16 protein-coding genes are annotated in these 19,213 nt (G+C 63.3%); 14 read left to right on the top strand and 2 right to left on the bottom strand.

The window, feature by feature from the left end:
- Positions 1 to 412 precede the first annotated feature (412 nt).
- The 6 genes from argS (at position 413) to PQR02_RS19880 (ending at position 7,306) form a co-directional block, all read left to right on the top strand.
- Complete coding sequence (argS, locus tag PQR02_RS19905) at positions 413 to 2,215, top strand: arginine--tRNA ligase (protein ID WP_408234571.1); 1,803 nt, start codon at positions 413 to 415, stop codon at positions 2,213 to 2,215.
- Positions 2,216 to 2,276: 61 nt separating this feature from the next.
- Positions 2,277 to 3,098: an SPOR domain-containing protein gene (locus tag PQR02_RS19900; protein ID WP_408234568.1), complete on the top strand. Its 822-nt coding sequence runs from the start codon at positions 2,277 to 2,279 to the stop codon at positions 3,096 to 3,098.
- A gap of 159 nt (positions 3,099 to 3,257) precedes the next feature.
- On the top strand, positions 3,258 to 3,896 hold the full coding sequence (locus PQR02_RS19895) for a thiol:disulfide interchange protein DsbA/DsbL (protein ID WP_408234565.1): 639 nt from the start codon (positions 3,258 to 3,260) through the stop codon (positions 3,894 to 3,896).
- A 15-nt stretch (positions 3,897 to 3,911) separates the two neighbouring features.
- Positions 3,912 to 4,685 (top strand): SDR family oxidoreductase, encoded by a 774-nt coding sequence (locus PQR02_RS19890; RefSeq protein WP_408234562.1) that lies wholly within the window; start codon positions 3,912 to 3,914, stop codon positions 4,683 to 4,685.
- Between the two features lie 3 nt (positions 4,686 to 4,688).
- On the top strand, positions 4,689 to 5,507 hold the full coding sequence (locus PQR02_RS19885; protein WP_408234559.1) for a helical backbone metal receptor: 819 nt from the start codon (positions 4,689 to 4,691) through the stop codon (positions 5,505 to 5,507).
- 212 nt (positions 5,508 to 5,719) lie between these two features.
- Complete coding sequence (locus tag PQR02_RS19880) at positions 5,720 to 7,306, top strand: ABC transporter substrate-binding protein (RefSeq protein WP_408234556.1); 1,587 nt, start codon at positions 5,720 to 5,722, stop codon at positions 7,304 to 7,306.
- A 100-nt stretch (positions 7,307 to 7,406) separates the two neighbouring features.
- On the opposite strand, the gene PQR02_RS19875 is transcribed toward PQR02_RS19880, so the two are convergent.
- Entirely contained in the window at positions 7,407 to 8,480 is a 1,074-nt protein-coding gene (locus PQR02_RS19875; RefSeq protein ID WP_408234553.1) for an MBL fold metallo-hydrolase, read from the bottom strand.
- A gap of 210 nt (positions 8,481 to 8,690) precedes the next feature.
- Between PQR02_RS19875 and PQR02_RS19870 the strand changes: the two genes are divergently transcribed.
- From PQR02_RS19870 to PQR02_RS19840, 7 genes are all read left to right on the top strand, one after another.
- The gene (locus PQR02_RS19870; RefSeq protein ID WP_408234551.1) at positions 8,691 to 9,095 is read left to right on the top strand and encodes a MerR family transcriptional regulator; all 405 of its coding nucleotides are present in this window, start codon (positions 8,691 to 8,693) and stop codon (positions 9,093 to 9,095) included.
- A gap of 263 nt (positions 9,096 to 9,358) precedes the next feature.
- Positions 9,359 to 11,206, top strand: a complete 1,848-nt coding sequence (aceK, locus tag PQR02_RS19865) for a bifunctional isocitrate dehydrogenase kinase/phosphatase (RefSeq protein ID WP_408234548.1) — start codon at positions 9,359 to 9,361, stop codon at positions 11,204 to 11,206.
- Positions 11,207 to 11,300: 94 nt separating this feature from the next.
- Positions 11,301 to 12,077 carry a carbonate dehydratase gene (gene can, locus PQR02_RS19860; protein ID WP_408234545.1) on the top strand — a complete coding sequence of 259 codons (777 nt, stop codon included), beginning with the start codon at positions 11,301 to 11,303 and terminating at the stop codon, positions 12,075 to 12,077.
- On the top strand, positions 12,070 to 13,290 hold the full coding sequence (locus PQR02_RS19855; protein WP_408234542.1) for an acetyl-CoA C-acetyltransferase: 1,221 nt from the start codon (positions 12,070 to 12,072) through the stop codon (positions 13,288 to 13,290). The genes can and PQR02_RS19855 overlap by 8 nt, the downstream gene beginning before the upstream one ends.
- Before the next feature lie 37 nt (positions 13,291 to 13,327).
- Positions 13,328 to 14,005 (top strand): SDR family oxidoreductase, encoded by a 678-nt coding sequence (locus PQR02_RS19850; protein ID WP_408234539.1) that lies wholly within the window; start codon positions 13,328 to 13,330, stop codon positions 14,003 to 14,005.
- 14 nt (positions 14,006 to 14,019) lie between these two features.
- Positions 14,020 to 15,150 (top strand): acyl-CoA dehydrogenase family protein, encoded by a 1,131-nt coding sequence (locus PQR02_RS19845; RefSeq protein WP_408234536.1) that lies wholly within the window; start codon positions 14,020 to 14,022, stop codon positions 15,148 to 15,150.
- Between the two features lie 7 nt (positions 15,151 to 15,157).
- Positions 15,158 to 15,595 carry a YchJ family protein gene (locus tag PQR02_RS19840; protein WP_408234533.1) on the top strand — a complete coding sequence of 146 codons (438 nt, stop codon included), beginning with the start codon at positions 15,158 to 15,160 and terminating at the stop codon, positions 15,593 to 15,595.
- A 71-nt stretch (positions 15,596 to 15,666) separates the two neighbouring features.
- Here the strand turns inward: PQR02_RS19840 and PQR02_RS19835 are convergent, their stop codons facing one another.
- On the bottom strand, positions 15,667 to 16,926 hold the full coding sequence (locus PQR02_RS19835) for an acyltransferase family protein (RefSeq protein WP_408234530.1): 1,260 nt from the start codon (positions 16,924 to 16,926) through the stop codon (positions 15,667 to 15,669).
- Between the two features lie 923 nt (positions 16,927 to 17,849).
- On the opposite strand from PQR02_RS19835, the gene PQR02_RS19830 reads away from it, so the two are divergent.
- Positions 17,850 to 19,133, top strand: coding sequence for a dienelactone hydrolase family protein (locus PQR02_RS19830; protein ID WP_408234527.1), 1,284 nt, complete (start codon positions 17,850 to 17,852; stop codon positions 19,131 to 19,133).
- Positions 19,134 to 19,213: the final 80 nt, after the last annotated feature.

The following is a 19,213-nucleotide window of genomic DNA, read 5'->3' as shown; positions in this document are numbered from 1 at the left end:
CCCTTTTTCGTTATGTCGGATTCACGCGCGAGCGACCCAAAGGCGGCCGCCGGCGCGCGCTACGTTGACTCGCCAATCAGGTGCGGCGGCCACGGCCCTTGCTGGGCATCCCATTGAACATATTAGCACCTGCTAAAATCCGTCTGGACGGAAAAGCGCGCCGCAATGCGCCGCGCGCGGCGAAGCGCAAGCAGCGTGGCCGGGCCGATGGGACGCAACCCCGCAAGCCGCGGCAGTCACCGCCGCGGCTTGCTGCCATGCACCGTCAAGCGCGTTGCAGGCAACGTGCCCGACCGCTGCGCCGCGCCGGGCGCATCGCCGCTTTCCACGCTTCTGACGAATCGGCTGCGCCCGCCGCGCGGCCGGCGCCTCTTCCGCATCACCGGATTGCCTCACTGGACTCGCAACAAGCATGCTGCCCGCACATAAACATACCCTCGAAACACTGCTCGCCGACACCGTGAAGCAGGTCGCGCTCGCCACGCAAGGCGCGACCGAAGCCGCGTTCGTGTCGCCCACCATCACGCTGGAGCGCCCCAAGGTCGCCGCGCACGGCGACGTCGCGTGCAATGTGGCGATGCAACTGGCCAAGCCGCTGCGCGCCAATCCGCGCCAGCTGGCCCAACAGATCGTCGACGCGCTGCTCGCGCAGCCGCAAGCCAAGGGGCTGATCGAGGCGGCCGAAGTGGCCGGCCCCGGCTTCATCAACCTGCGTCTCGCGGCCTCGGCCAAGCAGGCGGTGATCGCCGCCGTGTTCGCGGAGAAAGAGGCCTTCGGCCGCTCGCAACGCGACGCCGGCAAGCATGTGCTGATCGAATTCGTGTCGGCCAACCCGACCGGCCCGCTGCACGTCGGCCATGGCCGCCAGGCCGCGCTCGGCGACGCGCTGTCGAACGTGCTGGCTTCGCAGGGCTGGGACGTCCATCGCGAGTTCTACTACAACGACGCCGGCGTGCAGATCCACACGCTCGCACTGTCGACCCAGGCGCGCGCCCGCGGCCTCGCGCCGGGCGACGAAGGCTGGCCGGCTTCGGCGTATAACGGCGAATACATCGCCGACATCGCCAAGGACTATCTGAACGGCGCCACGGTGGCCGCGAGCGACGGCGAGCCGGTCACCGGCGCGGGCGACGTCGAGAACCTCGAGGCGATCCGCCGCTTCGCGGTGGCCTACCTGCGCCGCGAGCAGGACATGGACCTGCAGGCGTTCGGCGTGAAGTTCGACCAGTACTACCTGGAGTCGTCGCTGTACACGGAAGGCCGGGTCGAGAAAACCGTCGATGCGCTGATCGCCGCCGGCAAGACCTACGAACAGGAAGGCGCGCTGTGGCTGCGCACCACCGACGACGGCGACGACAAAGACCGCGTGATGCGCAAGACCGACGGCACCTACACGTACTTCGTGCCGGACGTCGCCTATCACGTCGCCAAGTGGGAGCGCGGCTTCACGAAGGTCATCAACATCCAGGGCTCGGACCACCACGGCACGATCGCGCGGGTGCGCGCCGGCCTGCAGGGTCTCGGCATCGGCATTCCGAAGGGCTATCCCGACTACATCCTGCACAAGATGGTCACGGTGATGCGCAACGGCGAAGAGGTGAAGATCTCCAAGCGCGCCGGCAGCTACGTGACGGTGCGCGATCTGATCGAATGGTCGGGCGGCGCGACGCCGGGCTCGGAAGCGGCTATCGACCTGATCGATGAGGAGACGATTCGCCGCGGCCGCGACGCCGTGCGCTTCTTCCTGATCTCGCGCAAGGCGGATACGGAATTCGTGTTCGACATCGACCTCGCGCTGAAGCAGAACGACGAAAATCCGGTGCATTACGTTCAGTATGCGCACGCGCGCATCTGCTCGGTGATCGCCGAATGCAAGGCGCGCTATGGCTCGGACATCAACATCGACGAGAGCACGCTCGCCAGCGTCGATGTGTCTCCGCTCATGAGCGAACGCGCAATGGCCCTGCTGAATAAGCTCGCCGAGTTCCCGGACATGCTGCAACACGCCGCCGACGAACTCGCGCCGCACGCGGTCGCGTTCTACCTGCGCGACCTCGCCGGGGAATTCCACTCGTTCTACAATGACAGAGCCGAACGCGTGCTGGTCGACGATGCGGCTGAGCGCAATGCACGCGTCGCGCTACTCGCCGCCACGCGTCAGGTGCTGGCCAATGGTCTCGCGACGATCGGCGTCTCCGCTCCCGTCAAGATGTAATTCCTCCGGCGCAACATGCACGCGGCCGTCGCTATAATCGGCGGCCGTTCCTGGATTCTTTTTGCAGGTGATTCATACGATGGCAAAACCACGCCGCACAACAAAGCAATCGAAACAAACCGGGGGGACTTTTCTCGGCATCGTGCTGGGCCTGATCGTCGGCCTTGCGATCGCGGTAGTGGTGGCGCTGTATATCACCCGTGCGCCTACGCCGTTCGTATCCAAGGTGGCGCCGCCCGCGGCGTCCGACACCGGCACCGGCACGGGCCAGGCGCAATACGATCCGAACCGTCCGCTGCAAGGCAAGACGCCGGGTCAGCCGGTGCCGCAAGCCGCGCAGCCCGCGCCGCCGAACACTGCGCCGGGCCAGACCAATTCGCAAACCCAGTCGGGCATGCTCGAAGAACCGCAGATCGTCGAAGTGCCGCCGTCGGGGGGCAATGCGAACGGCACGGCGGTCGCACCGAAGCCATCGCCGGATAACGGCACCGGCGCCAGCGTCGCGCAGGCTCCGGCGAAGAAGCCGCAAGCGTCCAGCGCGCCGGCCGCCACTGCGGCGGGCTCGGCGCCGAAGAGCACGTCGGCTGCCACGGCCGCGAACGGCAAGCCGAGCTCGGGCGCAGCGCCCGCGCCAGCTGACGCGAATACCGGCTACTTCCTGCAAGTGGGCGCGTACAAGACCGCCGCCGATGCCGAACAGCAGCGCGCGCGTCTCGCGTTCCAGGGCTTCGAATCGAAGGTCACCCAGCGGGATGCGGGCGGCGTCACGTACTATCGCGTGCGCATCGGACCGTTCTCGAAGTTCGAGGACATGAATTCGAGCCGTCAGCGTCTGTCGGACGCGGGCGTGGATACCGCCGTGATCCGCTTTACCAAACAATAAACAAACGGTAATCGTCGGCACGCGCAGCCACCGAACTATCGGCGCGCGGCGCGTGTCACAAGCACGTCGGACGACTGCAACGTCTCATGCCGAAACTAAAAACGGTGACGGGCAATTGTGTGGCGCCACCGTTTCATCGCCTATTCGAGTCAACCCAACATGAAAAAACTGCTGAGCATCCTGTTTCTCTCGCTGGGCCTGGTCGCCGCCACGGCGCAGGCCTCGCCCGCCGCGCCGGTATCGGGCAAGGACTACACCGTGCTGGCCACGCCGCAGCCCACCGACGTGCCGGCCGGCAAGATCGAAGTCACCGAGTTCTTCTGGTACGGCTGCCCGCACTGCAACGAATTCAACCCGTACCTCGAAGCATGGGTCAAGAAGCAGGGTCCGGACGTGGTGTTCCGGCGCGTGCCGGTTGCCTTCCGCGACGACTTCATCCCGCATTCGAAGATGTATCACGCGCTCGACGCGCTGGGCCTCGCCACGGAGCTGACGCCGAAAGTCTTCAATGAAATCCACGTCAACAAGAACTACCTGATGACGCCGGAAGATCAGGCCAAATACCTCGCGAAGAACGGTGTCGATCCGAAGAAGTACATGGAAGCGTACAACTCGTTCTCGGTGCAAAGCGCGCTGCAGAAAGACAAGAAGCTGCTCGACGACTACAAGATCGACGGTGTGCCGACGCTGGCCGTACAAGGCAAGTACGAAACCGGGCCGGCCGCGACCAACAGCCTGCCGGGCACGATCCAGGTACTCGACTACCTGGTGCAGCAGGTCCGCGCCAAGAAGATGTAAAGACGAGGCGCCGGTATGAGTTCACCACTGAAGGTTTTCATTACCGGCGCTTCGAGCGGCATCGGCCTCGCGCTCGCCGACGAGTACGCCAGGCGCGGCGCAATCCTCGGCCTCGTTGCCCGCCGCGGCGACGCCCTCGCCGCGTTCCAGCAGTCCCATCCGCACAACGCCGTCGCCCTTTATTCCGTCGACGTTCGCGACGCCGAAGCGCTCGCCGACGCGGCCGCGCGCTTCATCGCGCACCACGGCTTGCCCGACGTCGTGATCGCCAATGCCGGCATCAGCCGTGGCGCCGTTACCGGCCAGGGCGATCTGCGCGCCTTCCGCGAAGTGATGGACGTCAACTACTTCGGCATGGTCGCCACCTTCGAGCCGTTCGCCGCCGCGATGATCGCCGCGAAGCGCGGCACGCTGGTCGGCATCGCCAGCGTCGCCAGTGTGCGCGGCTTGCCGGGCTCCGGCGCATACAGCGCGTCGAAGTCGGCGGCGCTCAAGTATCTCGAAGCGTTGCGGGTCGAGATGCGGCCTTACGGCATCGGCGTGGTCACTATCGCGCCCGGCTATATCCGCACGCCGATGACCGAGCACAATCCGTACACCATGCCGTTCCTGATGGACGCGGACCGCTTCGCGGTGAAGGCCGTGCATGCGATTCGGCGGCAGACCGCTTTCGCCGTGTTCCCCTGGCAGATGCGCATCGTCGCGATGCTGCTGCATGTACTGCCGCGCTGGCTCTACGACTACGCGTTCGAACGCGCGCCGCGCAAGCCGCGCGTCACCGCCGAATAAATCATGCAGCCCCGTGCGTTCGATGCAGCCGGCGTCGCGCACGAAACAGCGGGTGTCCACGCGCGCATCGTGTCGTTGGTGCCGAGCATTACCGAAACCCTCTTCGCACTTCACCTCGACGGGCAGATCGTCGGGCGCACCGGCTTTTGCGTGCATCCACGCGACAAGGTGCGCGCAGTGCGCAAAGTCGGCGGCACCAAGGCTGTGAATCTGGACGCCGTTCGCGCGCTGCGCCCTACTCATCTGATCGTCAATATCGACGAAAACGAGCGCGATACCGTCGAGCAATTGCGGGCATACGTGCCGCACATCGTCGTGACCCACCCGCAGACACCGCAAGACAACCTCGCGCTGTACGCGCTGCTGGGCGCGATCTTCGACCGCGTACAGGAAGCGCACCGCCTGAGCGAAATGCTAGAAGAGCGGTTGCGCGCCGCCGCGACACACGCGTTCGCGGCGCAGAACGTGCTGTATCTGATCTGGCGCGAGCCATGGATGACCGTCGCGCGCGACACGTATATCGCCGCCATGCTGCGGCTCGTGAACTGGCGCACGCTGCCCGACGGGCAAGGCGGAGCGGCAGGCGCCGCGCGCTATCCGACGTTCGACTTCGACGCCGCGCCGTGGCTCGCCGGCGTCGATCGCATCCTGCTGTCCAGCGAGCCGTATCGCTTCACATCGACGCATCGCGATGCGCTCGCGCGCGATCCGCGCCTGGCCGGCAAACGCATCGAGTTGATCGACGGGGAGAGCGTGTCGTGGTACGGCGTGCGCGCGATCGAGGGCGTCGACTATCTGATGCGGCGAGCGAGCGCGGCATGACCATATGGATATGCGGATTATGTTGTTGTCGTCGCCATCCCCCTTCGATAAGCTTTCGCGAAGGCCGGGACGCGCATGGGCTGGCTTACCCGACCCTGCGCAAGCGCCGCAAACGTATCACAATCGGTGACGACGCCAACGCCCTGCCCGCGTCACCGGAATAACCACACAACCAGACGCACTGCCTGACTGCGCTTGTTATGGGAGAACCTATGCGCTTCAAACTGCTCGCAGCCGCCGTACTGTTCACGGCGCCCGCGCTCGTACTCGCCAAACCGCTGACTGTCTGTACCGAGTCGAGCCCCGACGGCTTCGACGTGGTGCAGTTCAATTCGCTCGTCACGACCAATGCGTCGGCGGATGTGATCTTCAATTCACTGGTCTCGTACGACGAGGCCGCGAAGAAAGTGGCGCCGGCGCTGGCCGACAAATGGGACGTGAGCGCCGACGGCCTCACCTATACGTTCCATCTGCGCCCGAACGTGCAGTTCCAGACTACCGACTACTTCAAGCCCACGCGCGCGCTGAACGCGGACGACGTCGTCTTCACCTTCGAGCGCATGCTCGATGACAGCAACCCGTGGCACAAGGTGGCGGGCGCGAGCGGCTTCCCGCATGCGCAGTCGATGGGCTTGCCGAAGCTCATCAAGTCGGTCAGCAAGGTGGACGACAACACCGTCAGGTTCGAACTGAACGCGCCGAACGCGACCTTCGTGCCGATCCTCACCATGGGTTTCGCGTCGATCTATTCGGCCGAATACGCCGACCAGTTGCTCAAGGCCGGCAAGCAGGTCGATCTGAATGCGAAGCCGGTCGGCACCGGCCCGTTCGTGTTGAAGAGCTACACGAAAGACGCGGTGATCCGCTATGACGTGAACCCGACCTACTGGGGGCCGAAGCCGAAAATCGATCGCCTGATCTACGCGATCACGCCGGACGCGACGGTTCGTGCGCAGAAGGTGAAAGCGGGCGAATGCCAGATCGCGCTGTCACCGAAGCCGCAGGATCTGGCCGACGCCAAGGGCGACAAGGCGCTCGCCATCGTGCAGACGCCGGCGTTCATGACGGCGTTCGTCGCGTTGAATACGGACAAGAAACCGCTCGACAATCAGAAGGTGCGCGCCGCGCTGAACATGGCGTTCGACCGCACCACGTATCTGAAGACCGTGTTCGACAACACCGCGACGCCGGCCACGAACCCGTATCCGCCGAATACATGGAGCTATAACAAATCGATCAAGGGATGGCCGTACGATCCGGTGAAGGCGAAGAAGCTGCTCGCCGACGCGGGCTATCCGAACGGCTTCGAAACGACGATCTGGGTGCGGCCGAACGGCAGCGTGCTGAATCCGAATCCGAAGGCGGGCGCCGAGCTGCTCCAGGCCGACTTCGCGAAGATCGGCGTCAAGGCGGACGTGAAGGTGATCGAATGGGGCGAATTGATCAAGCAGGCCAAGCAAGGCCAGCATGATTCGCTGTTCATGGGCTGGGCCGGCGACAATGGCGATCCGGACAACTATCTGTCGCCGCTCTTCAGTTGCAACGCGGTGAAGTCCGGGATCAACTTCGCGCGCTTCTGCGATCAGGATCTGGACAAGCTGATCTCCGACGGCAAGGCCACGCCTGACCAGGCCAAACGCACCAAAGCGTATGAACAGGCGCAGCAGATCATCCACGATCAGGCGCTGTGGATTCCGCTCGGCTACCCGACCGCCGCAGCGATCACGCGCACGAACGTGAGCGGCTATCACGTGAGTCCGTTTGGACGGCAGAACTTCGGGACGGTGGCGGTGCAATAACTTCGCGCGCGCGGGAAGGTACACAAAGGCGTACGAACAGCAAAAAGCCCGGTTTGCGCAACAGCGCAAACCGGGCTTTTTTATCCGCGTATCAGAACGATCACGCCACCAAAAAACGGATCACGCCGTCCGCGTCCTGCGTGCGCTTCAGCTCGCCCGCGAGCCACAGCAGATGCAGATGCGCGAGCGCCTCACCCAGCGCGAACGTCATCTGATGGATATCGAGCTGGCGCTTGAACATCAACGGCACGATGTCCGCGGCGCTACGCGGCTTCTCCCTGCACGCTTCGCGCACTTCGGCGAGGCGCGCATCGTGATGCTCGCGCAACTGTTGGATACGGGTGCGCACGCCGCGAAACGGCTTGCCATGCGACGGCAGCACGAGCGTGTCTTCTGGCATCCCCTCGTAGCGCTTGAGCGATTCCAGATACAGCGCGAGCGGCGTGCCTTCCGGCTCGATGTCGAACACCGACACGTTGGTCGAAATGCGCGGCAACACCATGTCGCCTGAGATCAGCACGCCGGTCTCTTCACAATGCAACGCGCAATGCTCCGGCGAATGACCGAAGCCCGTCACCACCCGCCACGTCTTGCCGCCGATCTTCACGCCGTCCGCTTCGCGCAGACGCCGGTATTGCGCGGGAATCGCCGGCACGAGGCTCGAGTAGTAGCTCTTGCGATTGCGCAGTTGTTCGAGGGAGTCCGGATCGTTCAGGCCATGCCGCGCGAAGTGCCGCGCCGCCGCCTCGCCGCCCGCATTCGAACCGTCGCCGGTGGCCATCACGCGGGCCTGCATGTATTCGCCGAGCGTCATCCAGAGCCGCGCGTCCCAGCGCTGCTTGTCGCCGCCGCTGCACACCCAGTGCGCGAGGCCGATGTGGTCCGGATGGCAGTGCGTGACGATCACACGCAGCACCGGCAAGCCGTCCAGCAGCGAGTCGAACACGGTCTCCCAGTTCTGCTTGATGGTGTCCGACGTGATGCCGCAGTCCACCACCGTCCAGCCCTGCTTGTCGTCGATCTCGTCGCGCAGCAGCCACAGGTTGATGTGGTCGAGCGCAAAGGGCAGCGGCATACGCAGCCAGAACACGCCGGGCGCGACCTCCATCGTGTGGCCCGCTTCCGGCAAGCGGTCGTTGAATGGGTACTGGAGTTGATGTTCGAGTACATTCATTGGGGATGTCTTCCTCCGTCGGCCGTCCGTCATGGCAAGGTATGCGATGCCGGCCGGCGTGGTTGTGGCACGGTAGTGGCGTTATGGTGGCTGTACCTGCCCTCTCGCGCCGTGGTTGCAGCAATGGTTGCGTTCAGCTCAAGTTGACGATAACGTAAACGTCGATTCTATCGTTCAATCCGATTTTCTGCCCGGCCACGGGATGCCCCGATGAACACGCAATACACGATCACCGAGCTCGCGCGGGAATTCGACGTCACGCCGCGCGCGATCCGCTTCTACGAGGATCAGGGTTTACTCTCGCCAAGCCGCGAAGGGTCAAGCGGTCTGCGCCGGGTCTATTCGGGCCGCGACCGAACCCGGCTGAAGCTCACGCTGCGCGGCAAGCGGCTTGGCTTCACGCTGTCGGAAATCCGCGAGTTGCTGGATGTGTACGAATCGCCGACCGACACCGTGCCGCAATTGCATGCGTTCCTTGCCACGGTGGCGCGTCACCGCGAGGTGCTGGAGCGTCAACTGGAAGACCTCAACGCGACGCTCGAAGATCTCGCGCAATATGAAGCGCAGGCGCGTGCGCTACTCGATAGCGGGGCACGTGAGGCTCGGCCCGCGTGAGCGCGGCACGCTGCAGAGGAAACGCAACGTATCGCAGTGAAGCGCCGTGAAGTAAAGCGCAACGCGAATTTTTTTGCTGGAAGTTACGCCGGTGAACCCGAACCGAACCGGCGCAATGAGCGGAGATAGTCTGAAAGTCGGCCAACGCCCGAGAACGCCCACACGGCGTCGAGGCGCGAGCCGAGCGGCGCGATGCGTCGCGGGCCCACCCGGACGATACAATCACGGGTGTCTTCACGACACGGGACGAATGCACGGTCGACATGAATCACTTCCCAAAACTGCTGTCGTCGCAAATCGGCTTTGACGTCGCCCAGACGATGCTCGAAGGATTCGACCGCCATTACCGGATCTTCCGCGACGCAGCGATCCGCGCGAAGACGCTTTTCGAAGCCGGCGACTGGCACGCCCTGCAAAAGCTCGCGCGCGAGCGCATCACTTCGTACGACGAGCGCGTCGAGGAATGCGTCGAAGCGCTCGAAGACGAATACGACGCCGAAAACATCGACGACGAAGTGTGGCAGCAGATCAAGCTGCACTACATCGGCCTCCTCACCACGCACCGCCAGCCCGAGTGCGCGGAGACGTTTTTCAATTCGGTGTGCTGCAAGATCCTGCACCGCTCGTATTTCAACAACGATTTCATTTTCGTGCGCCCGGCGATATCGACCGAATACCTCGAGAACGACGAGCCGGCCGCGAAGCCGACCTTTCGCGCGTACTACCCCGGCAAGGATGGCCTCGCCGCGACGCTCGAACGCATCGTCACGAACTTCCAGCTCGAACCGCCGTTCGAAGACCTGACGCGCGACGTCGGCTGCGTGGTGCAGACGATTCACGACACGTTCGGCGCATTCGACGAAGCACCGAACTTCCAGATTCACGTGCTCGCGTCGCTATTCTTTCGGAACAAGTCGGCCTATATCGTCGGACGGATCATCAACGGCGATGCGCTGCTGCCGTTCGCGGTGGCGCTGCGTCATGTGAAGCCGGGCGTGCTTGCGCTCGATACGGTGCTGCTCACGCGCGAGCAACTGCAGATCATATTCAGCTTCGCGCACTCGTATTTCCTCGTCGACATGGAAGTGCCGTCCGCCTACGTCGAATTTCTCGGCACCATCATGCTGGGCAAACCGAAGGCGGAAATCTATACATCGGTGGGTTTGCAGAAGCAGGGCAAGAATCTGTTCTATCGCGATCTGCTGCATCACCTGTCGCATTCGAGCGATCAGTTCATCGTCGCACCCGGCATCAAGGGACTCGTGATGCTGGTGTTCACGCTGCCGTCATTCCCCTATGTGTTCAAGCTGATCAAGGACAGCTTTCCACCGCCGAAGGAAACCACGCGCGCGCAGATCAAGGAAAAGTATCAGCTCGTCAAACGACACGATCGCCTCGGCCGCATGGCCGACACGCTCGAATATTCGAGCGTCGCGCTGCCGGTGTCGCGGCTCGATGAAGCGCTTGTGCGCGAACTCGAAAAGGAAGTGCCGTCGCTGATCGAATACGACGGTGCGAACCTGGTGATTCGCCATATGTATATCGAGCGCCGCATGGTGCCGCTCAATCTGTTCCTGCAAAACGGCAACGACAGCGACGTCGAGCACGGCATCAAGGAATACGGCAACGCGGTGAAGGAACTGATCCAGGCGAACATCTTCCCCGGCGACATGCTGTACAAGAACTTCGGCGTCACGCGCCATGGCCGCGTCGTGTTCTACGACTACGATGAGATCGAATATCTGACCGACTGCAACGTGCGCGCCGTGCCGGCGCCACGTAACGAGGAGGACGAAATGTCGTGCGAGCCGTGGTATTCGGTCGGCCCGCACGACATTTTCCCGGAAACGTATGGCACTTTCCTCCTCGGCGACCCACGCGTGCGCCGTTCCTTCATGGAGCATCACGCGGACTTCTTCGATCCTGCGCTGTGGCAACGGTACAAGGATCATCTATTGAAAGGCGAACTGCCCGACTTTTTCCCGTACGACAGCAGCGTGCGCTTCTGCGTGCGCTATCCGGAGCGCTTTGCCGATGCGCGTTTTGCTGCATCGACTGCATCGGCCGCACCGGATGCGCGCGCAGACGTGCCGAGCGCGCGCGTGGCGTGAAGCGCCTGCGCCGCCCGCATCAGCGACTGCATCGTCCGGATCTTATGTAACGACTTCGACCTGTCAATGGGTCGAGCAACCGCCAAGACGCATCATGAACACGAACGCTTCCATCTCTTCCAACCCGCTCTCGCATCTGTTCGACAACAACGACGCCTGGGTCACACGCAAGCTGTCCGAAGACCCCGAATTTTTCTCGCGCCTCGCGCATCAACAGGCGCCGGAGTATCTGTGGATCGGTTGCTCCGATTCTCGGGTGCCGGCCAACCAGATCATCGGCTTGCCGCCGGGCGAAGTGTTCGTGCACAGAAACATCGCCAACGTGGTGGTGCATACCGATCTGAACTGCCTGTCGGTGATCCAGTTCGCCGTCGATCTGCTGAAGGTCAAGCACATCATGGTGGTCGGCCATTACGGCTGCTCGGGCGTGGCCGCGGCACTGCACGGCCGCCGCGTGGGTCTCGCCGACAACTGGCTCGCGCACGTGCAGGACGTGCGCAGCAAGCACGCCGCGTTGATCGAGGAGTGGCCGCTCGGTGAAGCCCGGCATCGGCGGCTGGTGGAGTTGAACACGATCGAACAGGTGGTGAACGTGTGCCGCACCACCATTGTCAACGACGCATGGGCGCGCGGCCAGGAACTGACCGTGCACGGCTGGGCGTACGGCGTGCATGACGGCAAGATGCGCAACCTCGGCATGACGATCAGCGACGCGGCCGCGCTGGACGCGACCTACAAGGAGTGCGTGGCCGCGGTGTCGGCGAGCGGCCCGCGCAACGCGGACAACGACGTGGTGGCCGCCGACGCGGCGCAGCTCGGCGACGTGCCGGCCATCGTCGCAGGTGTGATCAAGGAGCTTAAATATGAGTGAGACGAACATGAACGACAAGCGAACCGAAGCACAGGCCGATCCGGTTGTGATCGTGAGTGTCGCGCGCACGCCGATGGCGGCCTTTCAGGGCGACTTCGCATCGCTCACCGCGCCGCAGTTGGGCTCGGTGGCGATCGAGGCCGCCGTGCAGCGCGCGGGCCTCAAACCCGAACAGATCGACGAAGTGGTGATGGGCTGCGTGCTGCCCGCCGGCCTCGGCCAGGCGCCCGCGCGGCAGGCCGCGCTCGGCGCCGGCTTGCCGCTCGCCACCGGTAGCACGACGGTCAACAAGATGTGCGGCTCGGGCATGCGCGCGGCGATGTTCGCGCACGACATGCTGCTCGCGGGTTCGGTCGACGTGATCGTCGCGGGCGGCATGGAGAGCATGACGAATGCGCCGTATCTGCTGCCGAAGGCGCGGGGCGGCATGCGCATGGGCCACGGGCAGGTGATCGATCACATGTTCTATGACGGCCTCGAAGACGCCTACGAAAAAGGCCGTCTGATGGGCACCTTCGCCGAGGAATGCGCGGCGTCGTTCGACTTCACGCGCGAGGCGCAAGATGCGTTCGCCGTCGAATCGCTCAACCGCGCGAAGCGCGCGAACGAGGACGGCTCGTTCGGGTGGGAGATCGCGCCGGTGAAAGTGGCGGGCCGCAAGGGCGACGTGACCATCGATCAGGACGAGCAGCCGTTCAAGGCCAACCTCGAAAAGATTCCGACGCTCAAGCCCGCCTTCAGCAAAACCGGCACGGTGACGGCGGCGAATTCGTCGTCGATTTCCGACGGCGCCGCCGCGCTCGTCATGATGCGCGAATCGACGGCGAAGCGCCTCGGCGTCGAACCGATCGCGCGCGTGGTCGGCCACTCGACCTTCGCGCAGGAACCGGCGAAGTTCACCACCGCGCCGGTCGGCGCGATTCGCAAGCTGTTCGAGAAGAACGGCTGGCGTGCCGACGACGTCGATCTGTACGAAGTCAACGAAGCGTTCGCGGTCGTGACGATGGCCGCGATGAAGGAGCATCATCTGCCGCACGAAAAGGTCAACGTGAACGGCGGCGCTTGCGCGCTCGGCCATCCGATCGGCGCATCCGGCGCGCGGATTCTGGTCACGCTGATCGGCGCATTGAAGAAGCGCGGCCTGAAGCGCGGCGTCGCGACGCTGTGCATCGGCGGCGGCGAGGCGACGGCGATGGGTGTCGAACTGGTTTGACGCGCTTGACCGCGTCGTCTGAACGCTGAGGTATTCGATGAAGACAGTGTTGATTGTCGGTGCGTCGCGCGGCGTCGGCCAGGAGTTCGCGCGGCAGTACAAGAAAAGCGGCTGGCGCGTGCTCGCCACCGCGCGCGACGACGCGGCGCTCGATGCGCTGAACGCACTCGGTGCGCAAACCTTCGCGGTGGACGTGACCGCGCCCGAGCAGATCGCCGCGCTCGGCTGGAAGCTCGACGGCGAACGGCTCGATGCGGCGATCGTGGTGTCGGGCGTGTACGGCCCGCGAACCGAGCGCATCGAGACGATCACCGCCGAGGACTTCGATCACGTGATGCACACCAACGTGCGCGGCCCGATGCAATTGGTGCCGATCCTGCTGCCGCTCGTCGAAGAAGCCGGCGGCGTCTTCGCGGTGATCTCCAGCAAGATGGGCAGCATCGCCGACACGAGCGGCACGAGCGGCTGGCTGTATCGCGTGAGCAAGGCGGCGCTGAACGACGCGCTGAAGCTCGCGTCGCTCGAAGCGTCGCGCGCCACGTGCGTGTCGTTGCATCCCGGCTGGGTGCGCACCGACATGGGCGGCGCGCAGGCGGCAATCGACCCGGAGCGCAGCGTCGCCGGCATGCGCGACGTGCTCGCGCAGGCGGCGGCCGCGCGCGACGCGTTCAACGGCCGCTTCTATCAATACGACGGCACGCCGCTCGACTGGTAAGGGGAGACAACTTTATGGTGCTGGATCAGGATCACCTGATGGTCCGCGACGCGCTGCGTAGCTTCGTGCGCGAAGCGATCACGCCGTATGCGGCCGCGTGGGACCGCGAGCGCACGTTCCCGCGCGACGTGCACCGGCAGCTCGCCGGACTCGGCGCCTACGGCGTGCTGGTGCCAGAAGCGTATGGCGGCGCGGGCATGGATGCGCTGGCGCTCGCGCTGATTCTCGAAGAGATCGCCGCGGGCGACGGCGGCACGTCGACGGCCATCTCGGTCAACAACTGCCCGGTGTGCAGCATTCTGCTGACTTATGGCAACGACGCGCAGAAACGCGACTGGCTGACGCCGCTCGCGCGCGGCGAGATGCTCGGCGCGTTTTGCCTGACCGAACCGCAAGCCGGCTCGGACGCGTCCGCGCTGCGCACCACCGCGACGCGCGACGGCGACTCGTACGTGTTGAACGGCGTCAAACAGTTCATCACCAGCGGCAAGAACGGCAACGTCGCGATCGTGATGGCCGTGACCGACAAGACGGCGGGCAAGCGCGGCATCAGCGCGTTCATCGTGCCCACCGATGCGAAGGGCTACGTGGCCGCGCGAGTCGAGGAGAAGCTCGGCCAGCATTCGTCGGATACGGCGCAGATCGTCTTCGAAGACTGCCGCGTGCCGGCCGCGAACCTGATCGGCGCGGAAGGCGAAGGCTATCGGATCGCGCTGTCTGGGCTCGAAGGCGGGCGCATCGGCATTGCCGCGCAAAGCGTCGGCATGGCGCGCGCGGCGTTCGAGGCCGCGTTGAGTTATGCGAAGGAACGCGAGAGCTTCGGCGCGCCGCTGTTTTCGCACCAGGCGGTGCAATTCCGTCTCGCCGACATGGCGACGCAACTCGAAGCCGCGCGTCAACTGATCTGGCACGCGGCGGCGCTGAAAGACGCTGGCCAGCCGTGCCTGACCGAAGCGGCGATGGCCAAGCTGTTCGCGTCCGAAGCCGCCGAGCGCATCTGTTCGGCGGCCTTGCAGATTCACGGCGGCTACGGGTATCTGAGCGACTTCCCGGTCGAACGGATTTATCGCGACGTGCGCGTGTGCCAGATTTACGAGGGCACGAGCGACATCCAGAAAATTCTGATTGCTCGCGGTTTGAATTAAAAGCTTGATGAATACGATGCAACGACCTACCGACTGCCCTTGCGGCGGCGCCGCGCCCGACCAGCACAGCGGCGCCAGGGCGCCCCGCTTCGCGCAATGCTGCGGCCGCTATATCGACGGCGGCGAGCCCGCGCCGCGTGCGCTCGAACTGATGCGCTCGCGTTATAGCGCCTACGTGGTCGGCGCAACGGATTATCTGCGCGCCACCTGGGCGCCGCACACCTGCCCCGCCGATCTCGATGCGGACCCCGCGTCGTCAGGCGCGCCCCGTTGGCTCGGACTGCAGATCAAAGCGTTCGCCGAAATCGACGCCGATCACGCTACCGTCGAATTCGTCGCACGTTACAAGTTGGGCGGGCGCGCGCACCGGCTGCACGAGCTGAGCCGCTTCCTGCGCGGCGACGACGGCCTCTGGCGCTATGTCGACGGCGAGGTCAGCGACTAGCGCAGGGTCCCGCGCGCTGCCCGTTCAGGGATCTTTCACGATTCAGCGGCGCGCAATGCGCCGCACCTGCCTTACTGTGCCTTCGGAACCGAGGCCGTGTGCAGCATCTGCGCGGGACGCGGCGATCCCCACCGACGATTCAATACTCGGCGCAAGGTGCTTCTAAGAGGCGCGACGATCCTTTCCTGGAACAGTATCGACCCGACGAGAATCGTGGCCAGATAGGCCGGATACGCTGAAAAATGCGCCGGCACCCGGCTGGCTGCCTCGGCGCACACATGCAGTCTGTGAACGCAGGACAAAAGCGGATAAGGAATGCCAAGCACCTTCTGGACTTTTAAAAAACCGATAAAAAGCGGTATTTGCAGAGCGAAGATCGACAAGGAAGCGTTACCGAGCCGCCTCGTCCAACCGACAACGCGTGGTGACGCGCGTTGGAGCAAGCTCGCAGAAACAAATATCACCGCCACTTGCGCGGGCAACATCGCACCGTTGTGAAGAAGGACTTCCCAGAATGACGGCCCCTCCGCGAACAGAAAAGCGGCGCCGATGAAAAGCACTGCTAGCGTTCCTATCAGAATTCGCCGGTGACGCGCGACGAGTCCGGTGATTTGTCGATTGTGTCCCGCGAATATGCCGTAAGCGAGAATGCCCGCCAAAAATTCCGGCAGCCGTATCAGCGGATTGGTGTGGAGCATCCCTATCGTCCCCACGCCGTACCACCCATTTACGACGACGATGACCGCCGGGAGAAGGCAGGCGGCCCACATCGCCGTCAGCATCGGCCACTTGCGGCGCATGGACAGCAAGCGAGGTGCGGCGGCCGGAAATAGCAGATAAAAAAAGAACAGCGTCGACAGCGACCACGATGGAATATTGAACGACAGGTAAAAGGGATTCCACGCCTGAAGCAGCAGGATTTGCAAAATCGCATTGATGGACACTTCCACGGCGCTCATTGTGTGAATTATCGGCGGCGCGGAATCGAGATTACTTAGTTCAACGTCGAATGGACGAGAATTAACGATCATCAGTCCCACCGTCAACATTAACGTAATAATGTGAATAGGATAAAGATTGGTGAACCGGTTGATAAAGAATCGTGATGCTGAAACCTTTTTCACTTCGCCCGGCATCATTTCTACGGAAACGTGCGACAGAATAAATCCGGACAATATAAAGAAAATACTGGTCGCGCCGCCGCCCAACTTGAATAGGTCAGCCCAAAGCATTGCCTGCGCCGCCGGGTAATAGACCAACGTATGGTAGATGACCAGATAGCAGGCCAGCAGGAACCGCAGAACGTCCAGACCCGGAAGCATTCCCTTCATTTTCTTTCCCCTGCCTTACGGACAAATTTGGAATTTTTCTGTGCTTCCTTTCATTTTTATTCGATCTATATTCTCGAATGAAAGGATTTCGCACAACCCGACGTGCATCAGAGATTTATTGATCGTTGGTAGGCAGTATGTGCGGCTTCGCACGTTGCCATATTGCAAAGAGGGTTTGCATCGACCGATGGAAGTCCGCCGGTCTGATTTACCGCACGCATTGCCTTTTCTACCGCCCTATTGAGAAAGGTAATGAGAACCCTTCTGTTGTTTATCCCTGTCGATTTGTAAACTGAAAGGCACATGAAAGGTTTTTCTCGGTCGAAAGTCATTGGATTCGCGAAGCACCCCTGAATTTGTTGCACCGGCAGGTTTTCAACACCAGTTCGGCCAGGCGATACGTTGTCGCCCTCTTCTTGCACCACCGGGCAGGGCTTCCGCGCAACACCTCGTGATGGCGATTGAGCACGATTTACGCCCTCTCACCCCCATGCACAAGACCGCTCAAACTCACAGAAACGGGCTCCTTGACTGAGCACGCAATTTTTTCGGCGCGGGTTCTCCTTGATTGCACAAAACAAAATTGTCGTGCCAGGATGAGGCCTTAGCTTCATGACGTCACGTTGCGAGAGCGGATCGATACCGGCTCCGCAAAATGCGCAGGAGCCCTGCCGATCACCAGACAGTTTGGGTTCGGCGTCAGGTTTCAGCGGCATGAGTGGCGTTCACCATCGGCGCGTGGGGTCGCGTCGGCCGTTTGGGTTCATCCCGTGCGATCTCGATTGGCGTACGTGCGCTTCGCGCACTGCGTACGCGAATGTGTTTTTGTTTGTCGAAAACGCGGACGAAAGGCAAATGTCAGCCATGAATCCGGCAAACAGACATCACGGTGTTCAGGGCAGGTCTTTAAGGCAGGTGCGTGAATGGTGTTCAGCAAGGTTCTGACCAAGTGTGCGGTGATCTGTGCAGCGGCTACATGCGCTGTCGCAATCGCGCATGCCGATCCGCTCGCCGACACGCAGGCGGGACCACTGACACGCGCGCACGTGCCGCGTATCGCGCTCGACGACGACCTCTACCTGCCGACCGCCCGCCTGAATGAACAGATCATTCGCGTGCCGGTCGACGCCGACGGCACGGTCACGCTCGAAACAACGATCTACAAGCCGGACGGCGCAGGCCCGTTTCCGATGATCGTGTTCAACCACGGCAAGATTCCCGGCGACCCGCATACGCAGGAGCGCAGCGACCCGCTGCCGCTGGCGCGCGAATTCGTGCGCCGCGGCTACGTCGTGGTCGCGCCGAACCGCCAGGGCTTCGGCCATTCGAACGGCGTGTATCAGCAGGACGGTTGCGATGTCGAACGCAACGGCCTCGGCCAGGCAGGCGACGTGGCGGCGACCGTGAACTACATGTCGAAGCAGTCTTACGTGGACGCGGCGCATATCGTCGTGGCCGGCACGTCGCACGGCGGCCTTGCAACGATGGCCTACGGCACCGAGGCGGCTCCCGGCGTGCGGGCGCTGATCAATTTTTCGGGCGGCTTGCGGCAGGACGCCTGCACCGACTGGCAGGGCAACCTGACGCACGCATTCGGCGCGTATGGCGAGAAGACCAAGGTGCCGTCGCTGTGGATGTACGGCGACAACGATTCGGTCTGGACCGCGCCGCTGGTGGCCGCGATGTACTCGGCTTACGGCGCGCACGGTGCGAGCGCGAAGATGGTTGATTTCGGCAACTACAAGAACGACGCGCATCGGCTGGTCGGCGACCGCGACGGCGTGCGGGTGTGGTGGCCGGCTGTCGAGGCTTTCCTTGCTCGCGTGGGGATGCCGACGGGCGTGCAATATCGCGTCGCCGATCCTTCGGCGCCGAAGGCAAGTGGCTTCGCCGCGCTCGATGCGGTGGACGCGGTGCCGTTCGTCGATGAAGCCGGGCGCAATGGGTATCGGAACTTCCTGCATCAGTATCCTAGCCGCGCGTTTGCCGTGTCGGACTCGGGTGCTTGGTCGTGGGCCGAGGGCGGGGATGATCCGATGTCGGTGGCGGTCGCCAATTGCCAGAAGCAGAGCTCGGACCCTTGCCGGTTGTATGCGGTGGATGACTCGGTTGTTTGGGGCGCGCAGGGTTCGCAGACGGCGGATGGCGGGCAGGGTTCTTCCGCTGCTGGTGATGAAGGGCGGCGGGCTATTGCTAGCCGCGAGTAGCGGTCAGGTTTGGGACTGCAGGGCGGCTGATGGGTCGCGTGCCGCGAGGCAGATGCGTCAATTCAATTCCCTGGTCTGCT

This window comes from Paraburkholderia sediminicola (assembly GCF_046026895.1).
Taxonomy (GTDB): domain Bacteria; phylum Pseudomonadota; class Gammaproteobacteria; order Burkholderiales; family Burkholderiaceae; genus Paraburkholderia; species Paraburkholderia sediminicola_C.
This window is presented reverse-complemented; position numbering and strand designations above follow the sequence as displayed.

Coding starts and splice junctions, on each gene's coding strand:
- argS (WP_408234571.1), top strand. CDS start 413: ATGCTGCCCGCACATAAACATACCCTCGAAACACTGCTCGCCGACACC.
- PQR02_RS19895 (WP_408234565.1), top strand. CDS start 3,258: ATGAAAAAACTGCTGAGCATCCTGTTTCTCTCGCTGGGCCTGGTCGCC.
- PQR02_RS19890 (WP_408234562.1), top strand. CDS start 3,912: ATGAGTTCACCACTGAAGGTTTTCATTACCGGCGCTTCGAGCGGCATC.
- PQR02_RS19885 (WP_408234559.1), top strand. CDS start 4,689: ATGCAGCCCCGTGCGTTCGATGCAGCCGGCGTCGCGCACGAAACAGCG.
- PQR02_RS19880 (WP_408234556.1), top strand. CDS start 5,720: ATGCGCTTCAAACTGCTCGCAGCCGCCGTACTGTTCACGGCGCCCGCG.
- PQR02_RS19875 (WP_408234553.1), bottom strand. CDS start 8,480: ATGAATGTACTCGAACATCAACTCCAGTACCCATTCAACGACCGCTTG.
- PQR02_RS19870 (WP_408234551.1), top strand. CDS start 8,691: ATGAACACGCAATACACGATCACCGAGCTCGCGCGGGAATTCGACGTC.
- aceK (WP_408234548.1), top strand. CDS start 9,359: ATGAATCACTTCCCAAAACTGCTGTCGTCGCAAATCGGCTTTGACGTC.
- can (WP_408234545.1), top strand. CDS start 11,301: ATGAACACGAACGCTTCCATCTCTTCCAACCCGCTCTCGCATCTGTTC.
- PQR02_RS19855 (WP_408234542.1), top strand. CDS start 12,070: ATGAGTGAGACGAACATGAACGACAAGCGAACCGAAGCACAGGCCGAT.
- PQR02_RS19850 (WP_408234539.1), top strand. CDS start 13,328: ATGAAGACAGTGTTGATTGTCGGTGCGTCGCGCGGCGTCGGCCAGGAG.
- PQR02_RS19845 (WP_408234536.1), top strand. CDS start 14,020: ATGGTGCTGGATCAGGATCACCTGATGGTCCGCGACGCGCTGCGTAGC.
- PQR02_RS19840 (WP_408234533.1), top strand. CDS start 15,158: ATGAATACGATGCAACGACCTACCGACTGCCCTTGCGGCGGCGCCGCG.
- PQR02_RS19835 (WP_408234530.1), bottom strand. CDS start 16,926: ATGAAGGGAATGCTTCCGGGTCTGGACGTTCTGCGGTTCCTGCTGGCC.
- PQR02_RS19830 (WP_408234527.1), top strand. CDS start 17,850: ATGGTGTTCAGCAAGGTTCTGACCAAGTGTGCGGTGATCTGTGCAGCG.